The following is a 16,942-nucleotide window of genomic DNA, read 5'->3' on the forward strand; positions in this document are numbered from 1 at the left end:
GCAAATCCGCAGCTGCCGAGCGCAAGCGAGGCTGCGTCAGGCGCGCTGCCGATTCAAGCTCGAGCCGCGGCCGACGCAGCCTCGCCAAGGCTCGGCAGCTGCTACGGATTTGTGTGGTGTTGGATAAGACGGCATCCACGCGTGGGAGCGATCACTCAGACGCGGAACTGGTCCATCAACCCCTGCTGCTGATTGGCCAGGCTGTTCAACGCCTGGCTCACCCGCGCCGACTCATTGGCCTGTTCCGACAACGACTCGGTCACATCGCGAATGGTCGCCACATTGTGGTTGATCTCTTCGGCCACCGCGCTTTGTTCTTCGGCAGCGCTGGCGATTTGCAGGTTCATGTCGCTGATCACCGTGACCGCATCGCCGATCTGGCGCAGGGCGGTAACGGCCTCGCCGACCTGTTCGACACTGCCCTGGGCCTGGCGATAGCTGTTGCCCATGGAGCCGACGACCTCTTCGGTACCGCTCTGCAATTGCTCGATCACCAGGCGGGTTTCCTCCACCGACTCCTGGGTCCGCCGTGCCAGGTTGCGTACCTCGTCGGCGACCACGGCAAACCCCCGGCCGGCCTCACCGGCGCGGGCGGCTTCGATTGCCGCGTTGAGCGCCAGCAGGTTGGTTTGCTCGGCGATGCCGCGAATCACTTCGAGCACGGAGCCGATCTTCTCACTGTTGGCAGACAGGCCTTCGACCTGGGCCATGGCGGTGCTCATATCGGCCGCCAGTTGGCCGATGTTGGTGGTGGTGCGGTCGATCACTGTCAGGCCGTCGCGGGTAGCCTGGTCGGCATCCCGCGCGGCCTGGGCCGCCTGGGCGGCGCTGCGGGCCACGTCCTGGGCGGTGGCGCTCATTTCGTGGGAGGCGGTGGCCACCTGGTCGACCTGGCGGTACTGCTGCTCCATGCCAGCGCTGGTTTGCGTCGCAATCGCGGCGGACTGGTCGGCGGTGCCACGGGCGTCCTGCACCGAGCGTTTGACTTCGGCAATGATGGGTTGCAGCTTGTCGAGGAAACGGTTGAACCAGCCGGCGAGCTGGCCCAGTTCGTCCTGTTTGTCATACGCCAGGCGGTGGGTCAGGTCGCCTTCGCCGCTGGCGATGTCTTCAAGCATATGGGCCACGCCGAGGATCGGTCGGGTCACGCTGCGGGCCATCAGCCAGACCAGGATCAGGCCGATCACGGCAGCCAGCAGGCCCATGCCCAGTTCCAGCAGGGTGCCGCGGGTATTATCGGCGTCCATCTGGGTCTTCAGTGCTTCAGCCGGCCCCACCAGGACTTTTTCCGGTACATCCAGCAACACCCCCCATGGCTTGCCGTCGGGAATCGGCGCGAACGGCGCCAGCACCTTGAGTTGATGGTCGGTGCGCAGACTGCGGGTCTGTGTCCCGCCGGCCAGGGCGCTGATCAATTGCGCGCCGCTTTGCGTATCGACCTGATCCAGGCGTTTGCTCAACTGGCTGGCGTCCGCGCTGTAGCCGGCAAGCAAACCGGTGGGGCTGAGGATACTGACCTGGGTCTGGCCGTCATACAGCTTCTGGCTGGCCTGCTGGCTCACGGCCTGCAGGCTGTTGAGGTTGATGTCCACCGACAGCGAAGCGATCACCTTGCCATTGACCGTCAACGGAAACACGATGCTGGTCATCAGCACGTTTTGCCCGTCGATCACATAAAAGTACGGTTCGATCACACACGGCTTGAGGGTGCTGCGCGGGCAGGTGAACCAGGCGTTGGCCGGTTCGCCGCTGGGACCGACGCGGGTGTCGGACATGTCGCTTTCCGGCAGTGCCATCGATGTCAGCGTGCCCGGCGTCGGCTGCGACCAGTACAGGGCGAAGCGGCCCTTGTCGTTGCTGCCCAGTTCGGCCTGGTCGGCAAACAACTCATCCTTGCCATCCAGCGCATTGGCTTCGAATACCAGGGACAGCCCCAGCAGTTCCGGGTTGGCCTGCAGGGCGGCCTTGACCTGGCGTGTCAGGTCTTCGCGGGTGTCGAAGGCGTCGAGGAAGCGTTTTTCGGCTTGCTCACGCAGGAACAGGACCTGGCGGGAAAACCCGTGCCCATATTGATAGGCGTCCATGAATTGCCGGCGGATGCCCGCGGCCTGCACCTCACCTTGGGCCTCGATGCGAGCCTGGGCCGCTTCATCGAGCATCTGCATGCTGGAAGCCTTGACCTGCTCGGAACTCTGCGCCATGCGGTACAACGACAAACCCACCAGCAGGGTCACGATCCCCAGCAGGCACAGGCCGGCGAGCAGGGTGATTTTCCATTGAATGGAGAGCTGTCTGAGGGACATCGGTACATCCTTACCTGAAAACACATAGAGCACGGTTATCGGCCGATCTGGAATTTTCTTTATTCAAACGATCAATTTAAACCTGAAAGCGGCGTCGCTTTTTGACATGGGGCGCGACCTGCTGCACAGTGCGCGCCCTCTAATAAGACCTCCTTCAAGCCTGCACGCCGGCTGCCATCCGATGGCCGCCCGGGCGCGGGCATGCCTGTTTTGTATGTTTCTGCTTGAGGTAACCATGATTAACGCAGTCATCGCCGCGGTCGGCACCATGCTGGTGCTCAGCCTGTCCCGCGTGCATGTGGTCATCGCCATTATTGTCGGCGCCCTGGTGGGCGGCCTGACCGGTGGCCTGGGCATCGAGGCCACGCTCAAGGCGTTCAACGGTGGCTTGGGAGGGGGGGCGACCGTGGCCTTGTCCTACGCCTTGCTCGGCGCTTTCGCCGTGGCGATTGCCAAGTCCGGCCTGGCCCACGCCCTGGCGGACAGGGCCTTGCTGCTGGTCGACCGTCAGCAAGCCAGCGGCGGCAACCACGTCAAATGGCTGCTGATCGGCCTGCTGTGGGTGGTCGCGATTGCGTCGCAGAACATCCTGCCGATCCATATCGCGTTTATCCCGTTGCTGGTGCCGCCCCTGTTGTATGTGCTGACCAAATTGCAGTTGGACCGCCGCCTGATCGCCTGCGTGATGACCTTCGGCCTGATCACGCCGTACATGTTCCTGCCGGTGGGCTTCGGCAATATCTTCCTCAACCAGATCCTGCTGGCCAACGTGGCCAAGAGCGGCGTGGACATCAGCCAGGTCAACGTCACCCACGCCATGAGCCTGCCGGCGCTGGGCATGGTGGTCGGGCTGCTGGTGGCGGTGTTTATCAGCTACCGCAAGAAGCGCGTGTATGACCTGGAGAAAATCGAGCGGGTCGAGCAAGTGGCGGTGCAGTACAACCCGCTGACCCTGGCGGTGGCGGGCCTGGCGATTGCCTCGGCGTTCATCATCCAGTTGTGGCTGGACTCCATGATTATCGGCGCCTTGGCCGGGTTCCTGATCTTCTCGGTCTCGGGCATCGTGCGCTGGCGCGACACCGACGACCTGTTTACCGAAGGCATGAAGATGATGGCGATGATCGGCTTCATCATGATCGCCTCGTCAGGCTTTGCCGAAGTGCTCAAGGCTACCGGCGACGTACGCTCGCTGGTGGAAACCTCGGCGGCGTTCATCGGCCATAGCCGTGGGGTGGGGGCGTTGTTGATGTTGCTGGTGGGGCTGCTGGTGACCATGGGCATCGGCTCGTCGTTTTCCACGGTGCCGATCCTGGCGGCGATTTTCGTGCCGCTGTGTGTGCAACTGGGCTTCAGCCCGCTGGCCATCGTGTGCATCGTCGGCACCGCCGGGGCGCTGGGTGATGCCGGTTCGCCCGCCTCGGACTCCACCCTGGGCCCGACCTCCGGCCTGAATATCGACGGCCAGCATCACCATATCTGGGACACCGTGGTGCCGACGTTCCTGCACTACAACCTCCCATTGCTGGCGTTTGGCTGGTTGGCGGCGATGACGCTCTGATCTACAGATTCACCGGCGCTGGCCGATAACCTCTCAAGTCGCCCAATAAGAGAGAAAAGCCATGCGTCTGAGCCTGAAGGCCAAAGTCCTGTCCCTCGCCGTTGTGCCGGTGTTGCTGTTCGCCGTGGTCATCAGCCTGACCACCGTGTGGATCCTCCAGGGCCAGGCGCGCAATGAGGTGGATGAAACCCGCCAGCGCCTGCTCAACAACGCCAAGGCCACCCTGCAAAGTTATGTGGAAGTGGCCATGACCACCATCAAGCCGCTCTATGACGCGGCCGCCCCCGGCGATACGGCGGCGCGGGCCGAGGTGGTCAAGCTGCTGTCCAACACCAGCTACGGCAAGGACGGTTACTTCTTCGGCTACGACTCCGAGACCATCCGCCTGTTCAAGGGCAACAGCCCCGACGGCGTGGGCAAGAGCTTCAAGGACAACCGTGATCCCAACGGTGTCTACGTCAACCGCGACCTGGTCAAGGTCGGCAAGGACGGCACCCACTACCTGCAATACAGCTCGACCCAGCCCGGCCAGACCGAACTGGTGCCCAAGATGGGCTACACCGAATACCTGCCCAAGTGGGACATGGTCATCGGTACCTCGGCGAACCTGGATGGCATCGAAGCCCAGGTGGCGGTGGTCGAAGCCAAAGTGAAAACGCGCATGGAAGGCGTGCTGCTGAGCATCCTCGGCGTGGCCGTGGTGGTGTTGCTGGTGATCGCCGCTGCCGGCATGCTGCTGGCCAACACCATTTTGCGCCCGCTGCATTTGATGAAAGCCAACCTCGACGACATTGCTGCCGGCGAAGGCGATTTGACCCGCCGCCTGGCCATCACCAGCCAGGACGAGCTGGGCGACCTGGCTGGTGCGTTCAACCGCTTTGTCGACAAGATCCATGGCCTGGTGCGCCAGATCACCGAGATGACCACCCAACTCACCGGCCTGGTCAGCCAGGTGTCCGACCAGGCCCAGCGTTCTGAGCAGGCCATGGAACGCCAGCGTCACGAGACCGACCAGGTGGCCACCGCCATCAATCAGATGTCCTCCGCAGCGCAAGAAGTGGCGCGCAGTGCCCAGGGCGCCTCCGTGGCCGCGCAACAGACCGACGCCGAAGGCCAGGCCGCCAAGCGCGTGGTGGACGGCAGCATCGCGCAGATCCATGCGCTGGTGAATGACATCCGCAGCAGCGGTGTGTCCCTCGACAGCATGCAGCAGGACGTGTCGTCGATTGTCAGCGTGCTCGGCGTGATCCGCTCGATTGCCGAACAAACCAACCTGCTGGCCCTCAACGCGGCGATCGAGGCCGCGCGGGCAGGGGAGGCCGGGCGCGGTTTTGCCGTGGTCGCCGACGAGGTGCGCGCCCTGGCCAGCCGCACGCAAACCAGCACCCAGGAAATCCAGGGCATGATCGACCGCCTGCAAAAAGGCACCGAAGCGGCCGTGGATGCCATGCGCCGCTCCAGCGATGCCGGCGACGGCACCTCGGCCAAGGCCAACGAAGCCGGGGCGTCCCTGGACACCATGGCCCAGTTGATCGGCACCATCAACTCGATGAACGCGCAGATTGCCAGCGCTGCCGAAGAACAGACCGCCGTCGCCGAAGAGATCAACCGCAGCGTGCATCAGATTGCCGTGGCGGTGGACAGCGTGGCCGATGAAACCCAGTTGGGCGCCCAGACCTCGCGCAGTCTGGCGGACCTGGGCCAGCGGTTGGGGCAGTTGGTGGGGCAGTTCAGGATCTAGAGATCGCGCATCAACAACCCAAAGCGCAGATCCACCTGCGCTGGCAGGGGCACATACACCGTGTGCCCATCCCCCGGCGCCACTTCGATGGCTTCACCCTTGGCGTTGTGCAGACTGGACAGGTCAAAGTGAAAGTTGCCGGCGGGGGTCATCAATTCCAGATGATTGCCGACGGCAAAGCGGTTCTTCACCTTGACCTCGGCCAACTCGCCGCGGCGCTCGCCGGTCAATTCGCCAACAAACTGCTGGCGCTCGGACACTGAGCTGCCGTTCTGGTAATTCTGGTATTCGTCGTGCACGTGGCGGCGCAGGAAACCTTCGGTGTAGCCGCGTTGGGCCAGGGATTCCAGGTCGGTCATCAAGTTGCGGTCAAACGCACGGCCGGCCACGGCATCATCGATTGCCTGGCGGTACACCTGGGTCGTGCGGGCGCAGTAGAAATGCGATTTGGTGCGGCCTTCGATCTTCAGCGAATGCACGCCCATGTGGGTCAGGCGCTCCACATGCTGCACGGCGCGCAGGTCCTTGGCGTTCATGATGTAGGTGCCGTGTTCATCCTCGAAGGCGGGCATCTGTTCGTCGGGGCGGTTGGCTTCCTGCAGCAGGAACACCTGGTCGGTGGGCGCGCCGATCCCCAGTGTGGGTTCCGGTTGATACACCTGGACAATATCGCCCGTGGCGTTTTCCACCGCCGGGGTGGCCTGGTATTTCCAGCGGCAGGCATTGGTGCAGGTGCCCTGGTTGGCGTCACGCTTGTTCATGTAGCCCGAGAGCAGGCAGCGCCCGGAATAGGCCATGCACAAGGCACCGTGCACAAACACTTCCAGCTCCATGGCCGGCACCTGCTGGCGAATCTCGCCGATTTCTTCCAGGGACAGCTCCCGCGACAGGATCACCCGGCAAATTCCTTGCTGCTGCCAGAACTCCACGCTGGCCCAGTTCACCGTATTGGCCTGCACTGAGAGATGGATCGGCATCATCGGGAAGTGCCGGCGCACCAGCATGATCAGCCCTGGGTCGGACATGATCAGCGCATCCGGGCCCATGGCGATCACCGGGGCGAGGTCCTTGAGGAACGTCTTGAGCTTGGCATTGTGCGGCGCGATGTTCACCACCACATAGAACCGCTTGCCCAGCGCGTGGGCTTCCTGGATGCCGAGCGCCAGGTTGGCGTGGTCGAACTCGTTGTTGCGCACCCGCAGGCTGTAGCGCGGCTGGCCGGCGTAGACTGCATCGGCGCCGTAGGCGAAGGCGTAGCGCATGTTTTTCAGGGTGCCGGCGGGGGCGAGCAGTTCGGGGGCAAGGACGAGAGGCATGGGGATCGGATCGCAAAAGGCCGCGAGCGTAGCCCAACATGTGCCGGGCTTTATTGATCTGGGTCTACGCTTACCGCAACAAAGATGGCACTCCCGGGATTTGCGGTGGACTAAGCAGCTGGACGCACACGCGCGGCCTGCTTTTCTGACATGGATCGGACATGAATCAAACCAACCTGCAATTCAAGACCCTGCTGCTACTGCTGGCCCTGGTGACCGTCGCCTTTATCTGGATATTGCTGCCGTTCTACGGTGCAGTGTTCTGGGCGGTGATCCTCGGCATCATCTTTGCGCCGATGCAGCGTCGCCTGCAGCAGCGCTTCGGCTGGAACCGCAACCTGACGTCCCTGGCCACCTTGATGGTGTGCCTGGTGATCGCGATCCTGCCGGTGATCATTACCAGCGCATTGCTGGTGCAAGAGGGCGCCACGCTGTACAAAAACGTCGAGAGCGGCAAGCTGGACGTGGCCGGCTATATCGAGCAGTTCAAGAACTTCCTGCCTCCGTACTTCCAGCACCTGCTGGACCGCTTCGGCATGGGCAACCTGGAAGGGCTGCGCGAGAAGATCGTCAAGAGCGCGATGCAGGGCAGCCAGTTCTTTGCGACCCAGGCGTTCAGCTTCGGTCAGGGCACGTTTGATTTCCTGGTGAGTTTTTTCATCATGCTGTACCTGCTGTTTTTCCTGCTGCGGGACGGCCCGGAACTGGTGCGCAAGGTCCGCACGGCGGTGCCGCTGGCCGAGCCGCAGAAGCGTCGGTTGCAGCTCAAGTTCAATCGGGTGGTGCGCGCCACGGTCAAGGGCAACGTGCTGGTGGCCGTGACCCAGGGGGCGCTGGGTGGTTTGATCTTCTGGTTCCTGGACATTCCCAGTGCGTTGCTGTGGGCGGTGTTGATGGCGTTTCTGTCACTGCTGCCGGCCGTGGGCGCGGGCATTGTGTGGGGGCCGGTGGCCGCCTACTTCCTGTTGAGCGGTTCGATCTGGCAGGGTGTGGTGCTGGGCCTGTTCGGCGTGTTTGTGATCGGCCTGGTGGACAACGTATTGCGCCCGATCCTGGTGGGCAAGGACACCAAGATGCCGGACTACCTGATCCTGATCTCGACCCTGGGCGGCCTGTCGGTATTCGGCCTCAACGGATTTGTGATCGGGCCGCTGGTGGCGGCGTTGTTCATGTCCAGTTGGGCGTTGTTTGTCGAAAGCAAGCCGCGGGTCAAGTTGCCGTTGCCTTGAGTCTCAGGCGTGCAGGCGGAACTTCGAGGCTTGCTGCAGTTGTTTTTCGGCGGCAGACAGGGACGTCAGCGGGCCGCTGATGGCTTCGCCGTCGCGCACCACGTACCAGCAAGCCAATAAACCCAGCTCTCGAAGCGGGGCAGGGACGGCGCTGCCGATGACGGACATGATTTGAACAGTGGGCATAAGGACCTCCAATCGCTATGGAGGTCACCTTACGGGGCACAGGCGCTCAGGAAAAATCATCTGGCTCGATAGTCGACATCAACAAAAGGCCTCAGTCGACCACTTGATCGAGCATGCTCACCACTTCCTGCTCATTAAGCAGGCCTTTGTGCACCAGGTTTTCCGCCAGCAGCGCGAGGAACTTGGCGCTGCGGTGGCCTTCCAGGTGCTTGAGCTCCGTGAGGGCGCTGTAGACCTTGCTGGACGTACACAGGCCAGCGGTGCGGTGCGGATTTTGTGTGGGCATGGTCAGTCGTCCTTGTTGTTATGGAGTGGACAGGATTGATAGTGGGAGTGTGTCGTGACACAAACATGACAGCGTGAGCCCCGTTCGGGCAAGTAGACTTTCGACCTTAATCATGTGGGATTGCAGCCCGGCCATTGTCCTCAGAGCGACCTTGGCAGGATAAATCCGGACGTTACCCACAAGAAAAGGCCCCGCGGGTGGGCGAGGCCTGTTGCATAGCTGACGGTTGAGACTTACCAGCCGCGGCGGTAATAGCCGTGGGGCGGGCCATAGTAGCCACGCGGTGGGCCGTAGTAGACCGGCGCCGGGCGGTAATAGACCTCCTGCTGCACGTACACCGGTGGCGGTGGTGCGTAGTAGACGGGCGGGGGCGCGGCATACACCGGCTGTGGTTGCACGTAGACCGGCTGCTGCACATAGACCTCACGGGGCTGGCTGGCCACCACGGAGCCCACTACGGCGGCGCCGACCAGGGCACCCAAGACGGCTGGGCCACCCCATCCACCACCATGGGCGGAGGCTTGGCCTGCCATAGCGAGTGCACCTACCAGCAAGGCGATCTTGGGGATTGTACGAATCATGGTCATTCCTCGGTTAGCCCCTGCGCTTGTGGTCTGCAATCAATAGACTCAAGTAATGTCGCGGGGATACTTTTAAGACAACGTATTTCTGAAAAACAGCACGGCCGCTAGGTAAAGGTTGTGTAAGGTCTGTACCGATTTGCTTACTCAAAGGAGTTATCCATGCAGATGCACCCCAACAAGGACACCCAACTGTGCATGTCGCTGTCGGCCCGCCCTGGGAATTTTGGCTTGCGTTTTCATAACCACCTGTACGAACAGCTGGGGCTGAATTTCTACTATAAAGCCTTCAGCAGCCAGGATTTGCCCGGCGCGATAGGTGGTATCCGCGCGTTGGGCATCCGGGGTTGCGGGGTGTCCATGCCCTTCAAGGAGGCCGCCATTGCCTTAGTGGACGAACTGGACGATTCGGTTCAAGCCATCGACTCCCTGAATACCATCGTCAATACCAATGGCCATCTCAAGGCCTACAACACCGACTACATCGCCGTCGAACAATTGCTCAAGAAACACGCCGTGCCGCAGGATTCGACCTTCGCCCTGCGTGGCAGTGGCGGTATGGCCAAGGCCGTGGCGAGCGCCTTGCGGGATGGCGGTTACGCCAATGGTGTGATCGTGGCGCGTAACGAAGCGGCGGGCCGGGCGTTGGCGCATAACCTGGGGTATGAGTGGCAGGCGGAACTGGGCGATTTGCGCCCGCAGATGCTGATCAACGTGACGCCCATCGGCATGACCGGCGGGGCCGAGGCGGATGCCCTGGCGTTCGAGGCGGATGCCGTGGATGCAGCGGACACTGTCTTCGATGTGGTGGCGATCCCCGCCGAAACGCCACTGATCGTGCGTGGACGGGCCAAAGGCAAGCGGGTAATCACTGGGCTGGAGGTGATTGCGATCCAGGCGTTGGAGCAGTTTGTGCTTTATACCGGCGTGCGGCCTACGGATGAACAGTTCCAGGCAGCAGTAGCCTTCGCCCGCAACTGAAGGCCACTGCAGCTCTAAATGTGGGAGGGGGCAAGCCCCTCCCACATGTTTGACCGTGTCAGGCCTGTTCCAGCTGCGCCAGCCGCTCCTCCAGAGCTGCAATTCGTGCTTCAAGCTCTTCGATACGATCCAGCGAGACTGCGCCGGCAGAGCGCTCCACCGGGCTTCCCCGCGCCGCGATAATCACCTCGATGTCCGCCGGATCCCCCAGCGCATGGGTATAGCGATCTTCCCGCTGCCCCGCCTGGCGCGGCACCAGCAGCGCCAGCCCGCGGGCAATCAGGCGCTCCAACTGGTGCACCACCTGCTCGGCATCCTCGAAGTCATGCATGCGCCCGCTGCGGGTCAGCAGTTCGTTGACCGTCTGCGGCCCACGCAAGAACAGCAGCCCGGTCAGGATCACCTGGGCCGGCACCAGTTCCAGCGCCTTGTCCACGCGATGCTCCCAGCGGTCGGCACGGCTGCCCATCACCAGGCGCGTGAAGCCTTGGCCTTCCAACGCACGCAGACTCTGGCCAACCTGGCCCTGGCTCAGGTTCATCACCGGCTCGCGGCTGGTCTTCTGGTTGCAGGCCAGGACCAGGGCGTTGAGGGTCAGGGGATAGGTTTCCGGGTTGGTCGCCTGTTTTTCGATCAGGCAACCCAGGACGCGAATTTCCGTGCTGTTCAGGCGCGGCTCAGGGGTGTCGGTGTCGTGCTCGGCGGTCATCGCGCTTTCCCTATGCAGTGAATGGGGGCGTTCTCAATTAGTTTCCCCGCCGCGTTGTCGCCTTAAAGCGGGCCAGGCCCAGCGCGGCGGGGAAACTAATTGAGAACGCCCCCGTCTAGCCTAAGCCGGAAAAAATAAAAGACAAGCGCCTGGCGTGTCTATAATCGCCGCTGGTTCCAACCCTGCCACTACCCATGAGACTGCCATGACTATTTCCCTGTACGCCGCCTCCATCCCGGTCTTCAAGCAAATGCTCAGCGCCCTGAGCGATGTGCTGAACAAAGCCGAAGCCCACGCCACCGCCAGGAACATCGAACCCAACGCCTTGCTGCAAGCGCGGCTGTTCCCGGACATGTTCCAACTGGTGCGCCAGGTGCAGATCGCCGTCGACTTCGCCAAGGGTGTTTCCGCACGCCTGGCTGAGATCGAAGTGCCGAAATACGAAGACACCGAAGTCACCTTCGCCGACCTGCAAGCGCTGATCGCCAAGGTGCTGGCGTTTGTCGACACCATCAAGCCCGAGCAAGTCGACGGCAAGGAAGGCATCGAGATCATCACCCGCCCAGGCACGCCGAAAGAGAAGCGCTTCAGCGGCCAGTCCTACCTGCTGACCTACGGCCTGCCGCAGTTCTTCTTCCACGTCACCACCGCATACGCCTTGCTGCGTCACAACGGTGTAGAAGTGGGCAAGCGTGACTACATGGGCGCTTTCTAAGCCCAGGCATCGGAAAACGCCCGGAGCCGTTCTTCGTCGAATGACCCTGGGCGTTTTTTATTCCATCCCGGTGTGGACAAACACCCCCGCAATTTTCTCCGGTAGCGGGATAGACGAGATCAGCACAAGCCGTTGGCCTGCGCGAGTCATCGCCATATACAGCTTGCGAGCATTCCGTTCCAGCTCGTCCGCCGTGATGCCAGCCTTCTGCTCGATAATCCTGAGCAATTTTTCCAGCCCAACCAGAAACACTACGTTGGCTTCCAGTCCGGTTGCACTTTCAACCGTCGCGATTCGCAGCGTCTCATCATGACCGGGTACGACGTCTGGATCATTCATGTCCCAGATTCGCTCGGTGCCGAAACTCTTCTTCAGGGTTTTCATTAACAACGCTTTGTCTATGCCCTTGCCATACAGCAGCAACATTGCCGACAACGGTAATTCATAGCTGTTCCGATGCGCTCCAATTTCATTGCAGGCCTGGACCACGGCATCCTGTGGAGAGGGCGACAGAACAAACAGCGGCGGTGTACCTGCTTCCATACCGTCGAAGTCTGGTTGCAGATACTCGTCCGGATCGGTCTGCGTAATATCGGCCAGCATCTGGCTGGCAGCGCTTAGTATGGCCTGGGTGGTGCGATACGATTTGCGCAGCTTTTTGGTCTTGCCCGCCACATCCAGGCCGACTCGTTTCCAGCTAAGGCGGCTCTTCAGAAAGCCCTGATTCGGATCAGCGCATAAAAACAGCGTTCCCTCGGTTTTTTCCAGGGTGAGTTTGATCAGTTGGAACCACGATGGTGCGAAGAACTGTGCCTCGTCCACCAGAATGTGCTGATAGGCTTCCAGCGTGTCTGGGCGATTGGCCAGGCACAGATCACGGGGCAGAGAGCTCCATAAACGCAGCCCATGCTGATTGAACAGGGCTTTGGTCACCCGTTCGTACAGCGCCCAGACCTGTTGTCGCTCCTCTTTGCGCAGCGCAAAGCCCTGGCCTGCCCGTTCTGCCTTGAGATAATCAGGCTCGTCGATGACGACGTTGTCGTTTATAAAGTTGAACTCATCAAGCAACTGGTTATTGTCCGGTTTCAGTTCCCGGTATTCCGTGTCGCGAAAATGCTGAATAAGGCCTATGGCTTCGGTAGTGAACTTAGGCATCTTCAGTGTTTCTTTAAACAGCGCCCTCCATTGCCTTGAGATCCAGCCCAGCGCCGTCATGATGGTGAGGTTCTTGGGGATTTCCCCATAGACGCGCTGCAGGCGGTGTTTCAGATCTTTCACGACAGGAACGTTGTGAATCAGCATGAGAACCTGCTGGTCAGGGAATTTCCTGGCCAGGATATAGGCGCGACTGGCAGCAATAAGCGTTTTGCCGCTGCCCGCTACACCATTGATCAGCCGCACGGAAAAATCCCCCGCCATTTCCGTTTGCTCATCCGGAAGGTCCAGGTCGAGCTTGCTGGCCCACTCTTGCTGAGGGTCCAGAAAGTAGCGCAGCGTGCGGGCACTGTTGTCGCGCGAAAAGTGACGGCGTGTTGAGCGGAGCCCGGCTATTTCGGCCTCGGAAAAGTAACGGCCCATAAGGGTCTGCCGGGTTTCCGAAGACAGTGCCTTGAGCAGCTTGGGCAGTTGTTCTGCACCGGACTCAAGGAACGTCTTCTTCGACATCAGCCAGATTCCCCGACCTTCGCAATGCCTTGACCAGAGGATTTTACTTTGCTCGGAGTCGCAGCCCCACATCACCACCATCTTGCGCATGGCCGGGATACCGGCCTGGGTTTCGAATGTTCCCAGTTTCTCCAGCATCTGGCTGAATGCTGTCTGCTCTGCGGTCAAAAACAGCTGGTCCGGGTCCAGCGTATCGTACGGCAACTCGCACACCATCAGCGCCAGCCACTCAAGCTCACCGCGCTGTAGGAAAAAATCCGGTGCCCAACTGTCTTGGGTCAGGCATTTGCGGACGACGTAGTCATCCTCAAGCTTCTTGAGTACCCGCTTGCACTGTTGCTGGGAGCCGCTGCTGCGCTGCCATTCGGGTATGAAAAGAGTCATAGCGGGAAATTTACCTTATGGCATTGGCTGATCAACTGGCGGTATTGCTCAGCCCAGGCCTGTGCTGTTTCGCTGGAACAGATGATCCCGTGCTGCAGCTCCGGCCCGATGATGATCAGCTTGGTCATCGCGCGTGTGATGGAAACGTTCAGGCGCTCAGGCTGAAAGAAAAATGTCCCGATTGCACTGATAAACGCTTCGTCGCCACTGCACAGGGACAGGATCACCAACTCCCGCTCCTGACCCTGCATACGCTCGACAGTATCCGCGACGATTGTACTGGCGGCCTCGCTGCCGAACTGTTTGGCCAGCGCCTTGCGAATGGCTCGACCCTGAGCACGGTAGGGCGTCACGATGCCGATTTCATGGAGTGGCAGCCCCATGTCGTTCGCTTGCCGGCACAACTGGACGACGCACCTGGCGTCTGCTGGGTTGCGGTTCCGCGCTTTTGCGTCCTGCGTCGGGATGAACACCGCGCAGGTTTGCGGATCAAGCGCTTCGCTGACATCTGCCTGATGAATGGGCGACAGGAGACGGTCCTTGTTTCGCCCGGCGGCGCGTAATCGCCCGCCGTAATACATTTGGCTGGGCCACTGGGTAAGCCAGCGATTCATCCGGTAGGTTTCTTCAAGCATTACCGTGTGATCGGCATCCTGAGCCGTCAGGCGGGCGAACACAGACATGGATTCTTTTGACAGAACCGAGCGAGAAAGCAGTACGGGGGGAAGTTGTTTCTGGTCGCCGATGAAAATAAAGCGTTTGCCCTTGCGCATCGCCATCAGGGCGAGAGGTACGGTGATCTGACTGGCCTCGTCGAAGATCACCGTGTCGAAATTGTAATGGGACAACGAGGAACACGTTGCAAAAGGCGTGGCGCCAATCACATAACCTTGACCTGCCTCTGGCATCCCTTCCCATCTGGCCGGTTCGGCTGCCCAATCCACGTGTTTGTCGAGGTCTTCCCGGCGGCGACCGACCTTGACGGTCGGCACATCGCGCGCAGCAATCTTACTCAGAGCGTTGTTGATGGCCATGTGTGTATGCGAAGTGATGAACACCCGTTCGCCGCGCTCGACCAGCAACTGAGCGATCAGGGCCAGGGCTCTGGTCTTGCCGGTACCGGGTGGACCTTGAATGCAGGCGACCTGTTCAGCACCGAAGGCAAAACCCACGGCCTCGGCTTGTTTCTGGTTGCAGCCCTCTTTGAGCGCGATCTGCTCGGCGTATTCGAGGTCCGCGTCATGGAAGCCGATATTGGGAGCATCGCCGAGCAAAGGAAGAATCGCGTTGTTACCGTGTATGTCGCTCTCAATATCCTGCAAGGTTTGAAGATATTTCGGCGTCAGGTCCATGCCATCAGGGTCCGCGTAGCAAACACCTTCCTGATAGCTCTCCCAAATGAGCATTGCCTGATCCGAACTGAGAAGCCAGCGATCATCCTCTTCCTTTTCGAACTTCATGGCCTGGCATAGCAGCGGGCCTTGGGCATCGCCCAGATGCAGACGCAGCAAGTCACCTGCACGAAAGCGCGATTCGTTGTCGTCGAGGTAGGCCCACAGTAATTTGGCTGTATCGCCACGTTCGAGTCGAACGAAGCCCTGTGTCCAGCCCTGCAGCAACTTGTCCTTCAAGGGACGTTCCCATACCTCTTGAAGTTTTTGCCAGTTGGCGGCCTGTTCGGCGTATACGAAGTCGTACAGTTTTTGAATCAGGGGGTGCTGTCCGAGCATGGCGGTGAACAATCCTTATCGACCGAGGCATCTGTTGGCAGTGTTACATAATGTTTGTCGTGGTTGCGAGCCAGCACGTGGCACGGAAAACCCGACCAGCCCATACAAAAAAAGCCCGGCGCCGTTCTTCATTGAAGAACGGCGCCGGGCTTGCTTACGCTGGCTGTTTTAAACCGACTGCTCTTCCTTGCCCAGGCACGCGGCCGCGGTAAACAGCACATCGGTGGACGAATTGAGCGCGGTTTCCGCCGAATCCTGCAACACGCCGATGATGAAGCCTACGGCCACCACCTGCATGGCGATTTCGCTGGGGATACCGAACAGGCTGCATGCCAGGGGAATCAGCAGCAGCGAGCCGCCGGCCACACCCGACGCACCGCAGGCACAGATCGCCGCGACCACGCTGAGCAGCACGGCAGTCGGCAGGTCCACGGCAATGCCGAGGGTGTGCACGGCCGCCAGGGTCAACACGGTGATGGTGATCGCAGCACCGGCCATGTTGATCGTGGCACCCAGTGGAATCGACACCGAGTAGGTGTCTTCATGCAGGCCCAGGCGTTTGCTCAAGGCCAGGTTCACCGGGATATTCGCCGCCGAACTGCGGGTAAAAAACGCGGTGATGCCGCTTTCGCGCAGGCACATCAGCACCAGCGGGAACGGGTTGCGGCGCAGTTTCCAGAACACGATGGCCGGGTTGACCACCAGTGCCACGAACAGCATGCAACCGATCAGTACCACCAGCAGGTGGGCGTAGCCGAGCAGGGCGCCGAAGCCCGAAGTGGCGAGTGTCGAAGCCACCAGGCCGAAGATACCCAGCGGGGCGAAGCGGATCACCACGCGCACAATCAGGGTCACGCCGTTGGACAGGTCGTCGAGCACCGTGCGGGTGGTCTCGCCGGCATGGCGAATGGCAATGCCCATGCCGATGGCCCAGGCCAGGATGCCGATGAAGTTGGCGTTCATCAGCGCGCTGACGGGGTTGTCCACCACGCTCAACAGCAGGCTTTGCAAGACCTCGCCAATGCCGCCGGGAGCGCTCACGGTGGCGTCATGGGTAGCGAGCACCAGCGATGAGGGAAACCACATGCTGGCAATCACCGCCACCACGGCAGCGGCAAAGGTGCCCAGCAGGTACAGGAACAGGATCGGCTTGATATGGGTTTCCTGGCCGTGTTTATGGTTGGCGATCGACGCCATTACCAGCACAAACACCAGGATCGGCGCCACGGCCTTGAGCGCGGCAACAAATACCTTGCCGATAAACCCGGCGGCCTTGGCCGCCTCCGGCAAGAGCAGGGCCAGCAGGATACCGGCGATCAAGCCGATGACGATTTGCGTGACCAGGCTGATGCGGGCCAGGCGTTGGAAAAGGGAAGGGGCAGCAGTCATATAAAGGTTGTCTCTAGTTTTTTTAAGGGCGCAGCAATGCAGGCGGAAAGAGCTGTAGGAAGCAGGGCGCGAAGTCTAGCATGCCGCTGGACCTGTCCCGGCCGCTGCGGCATTGGGTCACCGGGGCTTCGCAAAAGCCGGACATACTCTGTTAAGATTCTCCCCTCTC

14 protein-coding genes and 2 pseudogenes are annotated in these 16,942 nt (G+C 60.9%); 6 read left to right on the forward strand and 10 right to left on the reverse strand.

Going from position 1 to position 16,942, the window contains the following annotated elements:
* Positions 1-155: 155 nt before the first annotated feature.
* Together V3W40_RS34690 and V3W40_RS34695 are read right to left on the reverse strand one after the other, a co-directional pair.
* Entirely contained in the window at positions 156-911 is a 756-nt protein-coding gene (locus V3W40_RS34690) for a methyl-accepting chemotaxis protein (protein WP_370671270.1), read from the reverse strand.
* A 102-nt stretch (positions 912-1,013) separates the two neighbouring features.
* A pseudogene (locus tag V3W40_RS34695) lies at positions 1,014-2,303 on the reverse strand (HAMP domain-containing protein); the annotation flags it as partial.
* Between the two features lie 238 nt (positions 2,304-2,541).
* Here V3W40_RS34695 and V3W40_RS14020 point away from each other — a divergent pair.
* The 3 genes and pseudogenes from V3W40_RS14020 (at position 2,542) to V3W40_RS34705 (ending at position 5,602) form a co-directional block, all read left to right on the forward strand.
* Positions 2,542-3,861 carry a Na+/H+ antiporter family protein gene (locus V3W40_RS14020; RefSeq protein ID WP_161985740.1) on the forward strand — a complete coding sequence of 440 codons (1,320 nt, stop codon included), beginning with the start codon at positions 2,542-2,544 and terminating at the stop codon, positions 3,859-3,861.
* 61 nt (positions 3,862-3,922) lie between these two features.
* Positions 3,923-4,744: pseudogene (locus V3W40_RS34700) on the forward strand (cache domain-containing protein); the annotation flags it as partial.
* A 102-nt stretch (positions 4,745-4,846) separates the two neighbouring features.
* A complete protein-coding gene (locus V3W40_RS34705) occupies positions 4,847-5,602 on the forward strand; it encodes a methyl-accepting chemotaxis protein (RefSeq protein ID WP_442962841.1) in 756 nt (251 codons plus the stop codon).
* Here V3W40_RS34705 and trhP read toward each other — a convergent pair.
* Positions 5,599-6,918: a prephenate-dependent tRNA uridine(34) hydroxylase TrhP gene (gene trhP / locus V3W40_RS14030; RefSeq protein WP_065926943.1), complete on the reverse strand. Its 1,320-nt coding sequence runs from the start codon at positions 6,916-6,918 to the stop codon at positions 5,599-5,601. The two genes, V3W40_RS34705 and trhP, sit on opposite strands and share 4 nt — an antisense overlap.
* A 161-nt stretch (positions 6,919-7,079) precedes the next feature.
* Between trhP and V3W40_RS14035 the strand changes: the two genes are divergently transcribed.
* Positions 7,080-8,147, forward strand: coding sequence for an AI-2E family transporter (locus tag V3W40_RS14035; RefSeq protein WP_027603150.1), 1,068 nt, complete (start codon positions 7,080-7,082; stop codon positions 8,145-8,147).
* 3 nt (positions 8,148-8,150) lie between these two features.
* Here V3W40_RS14035 and V3W40_RS14040 read toward each other — a convergent pair whose 3' ends face one another.
* The 3 genes from V3W40_RS14040 to V3W40_RS14050 form a co-directional block, all read right to left on the reverse strand.
* A complete protein-coding gene (locus V3W40_RS14040; RefSeq protein ID WP_141605945.1) occupies positions 8,151-8,333 on the reverse strand; it encodes a hypothetical protein in 183 nt (60 codons plus the stop codon).
* Positions 8,334-8,424: 91 nt separating this feature from the next.
* Complete coding sequence (locus tag V3W40_RS14045; RefSeq protein ID WP_027603152.1) at positions 8,425-8,619, reverse strand: hypothetical protein; 195 nt, start codon at positions 8,617-8,619, stop codon at positions 8,425-8,427.
* 233 nt (positions 8,620-8,852) lie between these two features.
* Positions 8,853-9,206 carry a hypothetical protein gene (locus V3W40_RS14050; RefSeq protein WP_027603153.1) on the reverse strand — a complete coding sequence of 118 codons (354 nt, stop codon included), beginning with the start codon at positions 9,204-9,206 and terminating at the stop codon, positions 8,853-8,855.
* A 156-nt stretch (positions 9,207-9,362) separates the two neighbouring features.
* On the opposite strand from V3W40_RS14050, the gene V3W40_RS14055 reads away from it, so the two are divergent.
* Positions 9,363-10,181: a shikimate 5-dehydrogenase gene (locus tag V3W40_RS14055; RefSeq protein WP_074845302.1), complete on the forward strand. Its 819-nt coding sequence runs from the start codon at positions 9,363-9,365 to the stop codon at positions 10,179-10,181.
* Positions 10,182-10,239: 58 nt separating this feature from the next.
* Here the strand turns inward: V3W40_RS14055 and V3W40_RS14060 are convergent, their stop codons facing one another.
* A complete protein-coding gene (locus tag V3W40_RS14060) occupies positions 10,240-10,890 on the reverse strand; it encodes a YceH family protein (protein WP_065926946.1) in 651 nt (216 codons plus the stop codon).
* Positions 10,891-11,095: 205 nt separating this feature from the next.
* On the opposite strand from V3W40_RS14060, the gene V3W40_RS14065 reads away from it, so the two are divergent.
* Positions 11,096-11,605, forward strand: a complete 510-nt coding sequence (locus V3W40_RS14065; RefSeq protein WP_027603156.1) for a DUF1993 domain-containing protein — start codon at positions 11,096-11,098, stop codon at positions 11,603-11,605.
* Positions 11,606-11,662: 57 nt separating this feature from the next.
* On the opposite strand, the gene V3W40_RS14070 is transcribed toward V3W40_RS14065, so the two are convergent.
* The 3 genes from V3W40_RS14070 to sstT form a co-directional block, all read right to left on the reverse strand.
* Entirely contained in the window at positions 11,663-13,654 is a 1,992-nt protein-coding gene (locus V3W40_RS14070; RefSeq protein ID WP_330215183.1) for a 3'-5' exonuclease, read from the reverse strand.
* On the reverse strand, positions 13,651-15,384 hold the full coding sequence (locus V3W40_RS14075; protein ID WP_330215184.1) for a DEAD/DEAH box helicase: 1,734 nt from the start codon (positions 15,382-15,384) through the stop codon (positions 13,651-13,653). Before V3W40_RS14075 ends, V3W40_RS14070 begins: the two co-directional genes overlap by 4 nt.
* 168 nt (positions 15,385-15,552) lie before the next feature.
* The gene (gene sstT / locus V3W40_RS14080) at positions 15,553-16,773 is read right to left on the reverse strand and encodes a serine/threonine transporter SstT (protein WP_330215185.1); all 1,221 of its coding nucleotides are present in this window, start codon (positions 16,771-16,773) and stop codon (positions 15,553-15,555) included.
* Positions 16,774-16,942 lie beyond the last annotated feature (169 nt).

The sequence above is a fragment of the Pseudomonas sp. AM8 genome, from assembly GCF_036346475.1.
GTDB classification, from domain to species: Bacteria; Pseudomonadota; Gammaproteobacteria; order Pseudomonadales; family Pseudomonadaceae; genus Aquipseudomonas; species Aquipseudomonas marginalis.

What these genes read in the sequence shown, in the direction of transcription:
- trhP (WP_065926943.1), bottom strand. Translation starts at nt 6,918, where the DNA reads ATGCCTCTCGTCCTTGCCCCCGAACTGCTCGCCCCCGCCGGCACCCTG.
- V3W40_RS14050 (WP_027603153.1), bottom strand. Translation starts at nt 9,206, where the DNA reads ATGACCATGATTCGTACAATCCCCAAGATCGCCTTGCTGGTAGGTGCA.
- V3W40_RS14040 (WP_141605945.1), bottom strand. Translation starts at nt 8,333, where the DNA reads ATGCCCACTGTTCAAATCATGTCCGTCATCGGCAGCGCCGTCCCTGCC.
- V3W40_RS14055 (WP_074845302.1), top strand. Translation starts at nt 9,363, where the DNA reads ATGCAGATGCACCCCAACAAGGACACCCAACTGTGCATGTCGCTGTCG.
- V3W40_RS14070 (WP_330215183.1), bottom strand. Translation starts at nt 13,654, where the DNA reads ATGACTCTTTTCATACCCGAATGGCAGCGCAGCAGCGGCTCCCAGCAA.
- V3W40_RS14075 (WP_330215184.1), bottom strand. Translation starts at nt 15,384, where the DNA reads ATGCTCGGACAGCACCCCCTGATTCAAAAACTGTACGACTTCGTATAC.
- V3W40_RS14065 (WP_027603156.1), top strand. Translation starts at nt 11,096, where the DNA reads ATGACTATTTCCCTGTACGCCGCCTCCATCCCGGTCTTCAAGCAAATG.
- V3W40_RS14035 (WP_027603150.1), top strand. Translation starts at nt 7,080, where the DNA reads ATGAATCAAACCAACCTGCAATTCAAGACCCTGCTGCTACTGCTGGCC.
- V3W40_RS14045 (WP_027603152.1), bottom strand. Translation starts at nt 8,619, where the DNA reads ATGCCCACACAAAATCCGCACCGCACCGCTGGCCTGTGTACGTCCAGC.
- V3W40_RS34690 (WP_370671270.1), bottom strand. Translation starts at nt 911, where the DNA reads ATGGAGCAGCAGTACCGCCAGGTCGACCAGGTGGCCACCGCCTCCCAC.
- V3W40_RS14060 (WP_065926946.1), bottom strand. Translation starts at nt 10,890, where the DNA reads ATGACCGCCGAGCACGACACCGACACCCCTGAGCCGCGCCTGAACAGC.
- sstT (WP_330215185.1), bottom strand. Translation starts at nt 16,773, where the DNA reads ATGACTGCTGCCCCTTCCCTTTTCCAACGCCTGGCCCGCATCAGCCTG.
- V3W40_RS34705 (WP_442962841.1), top strand. Translation starts at nt 4,847, where the DNA reads ATGGAACGCCAGCGTCACGAGACCGACCAGGTGGCCACCGCCATCAAT.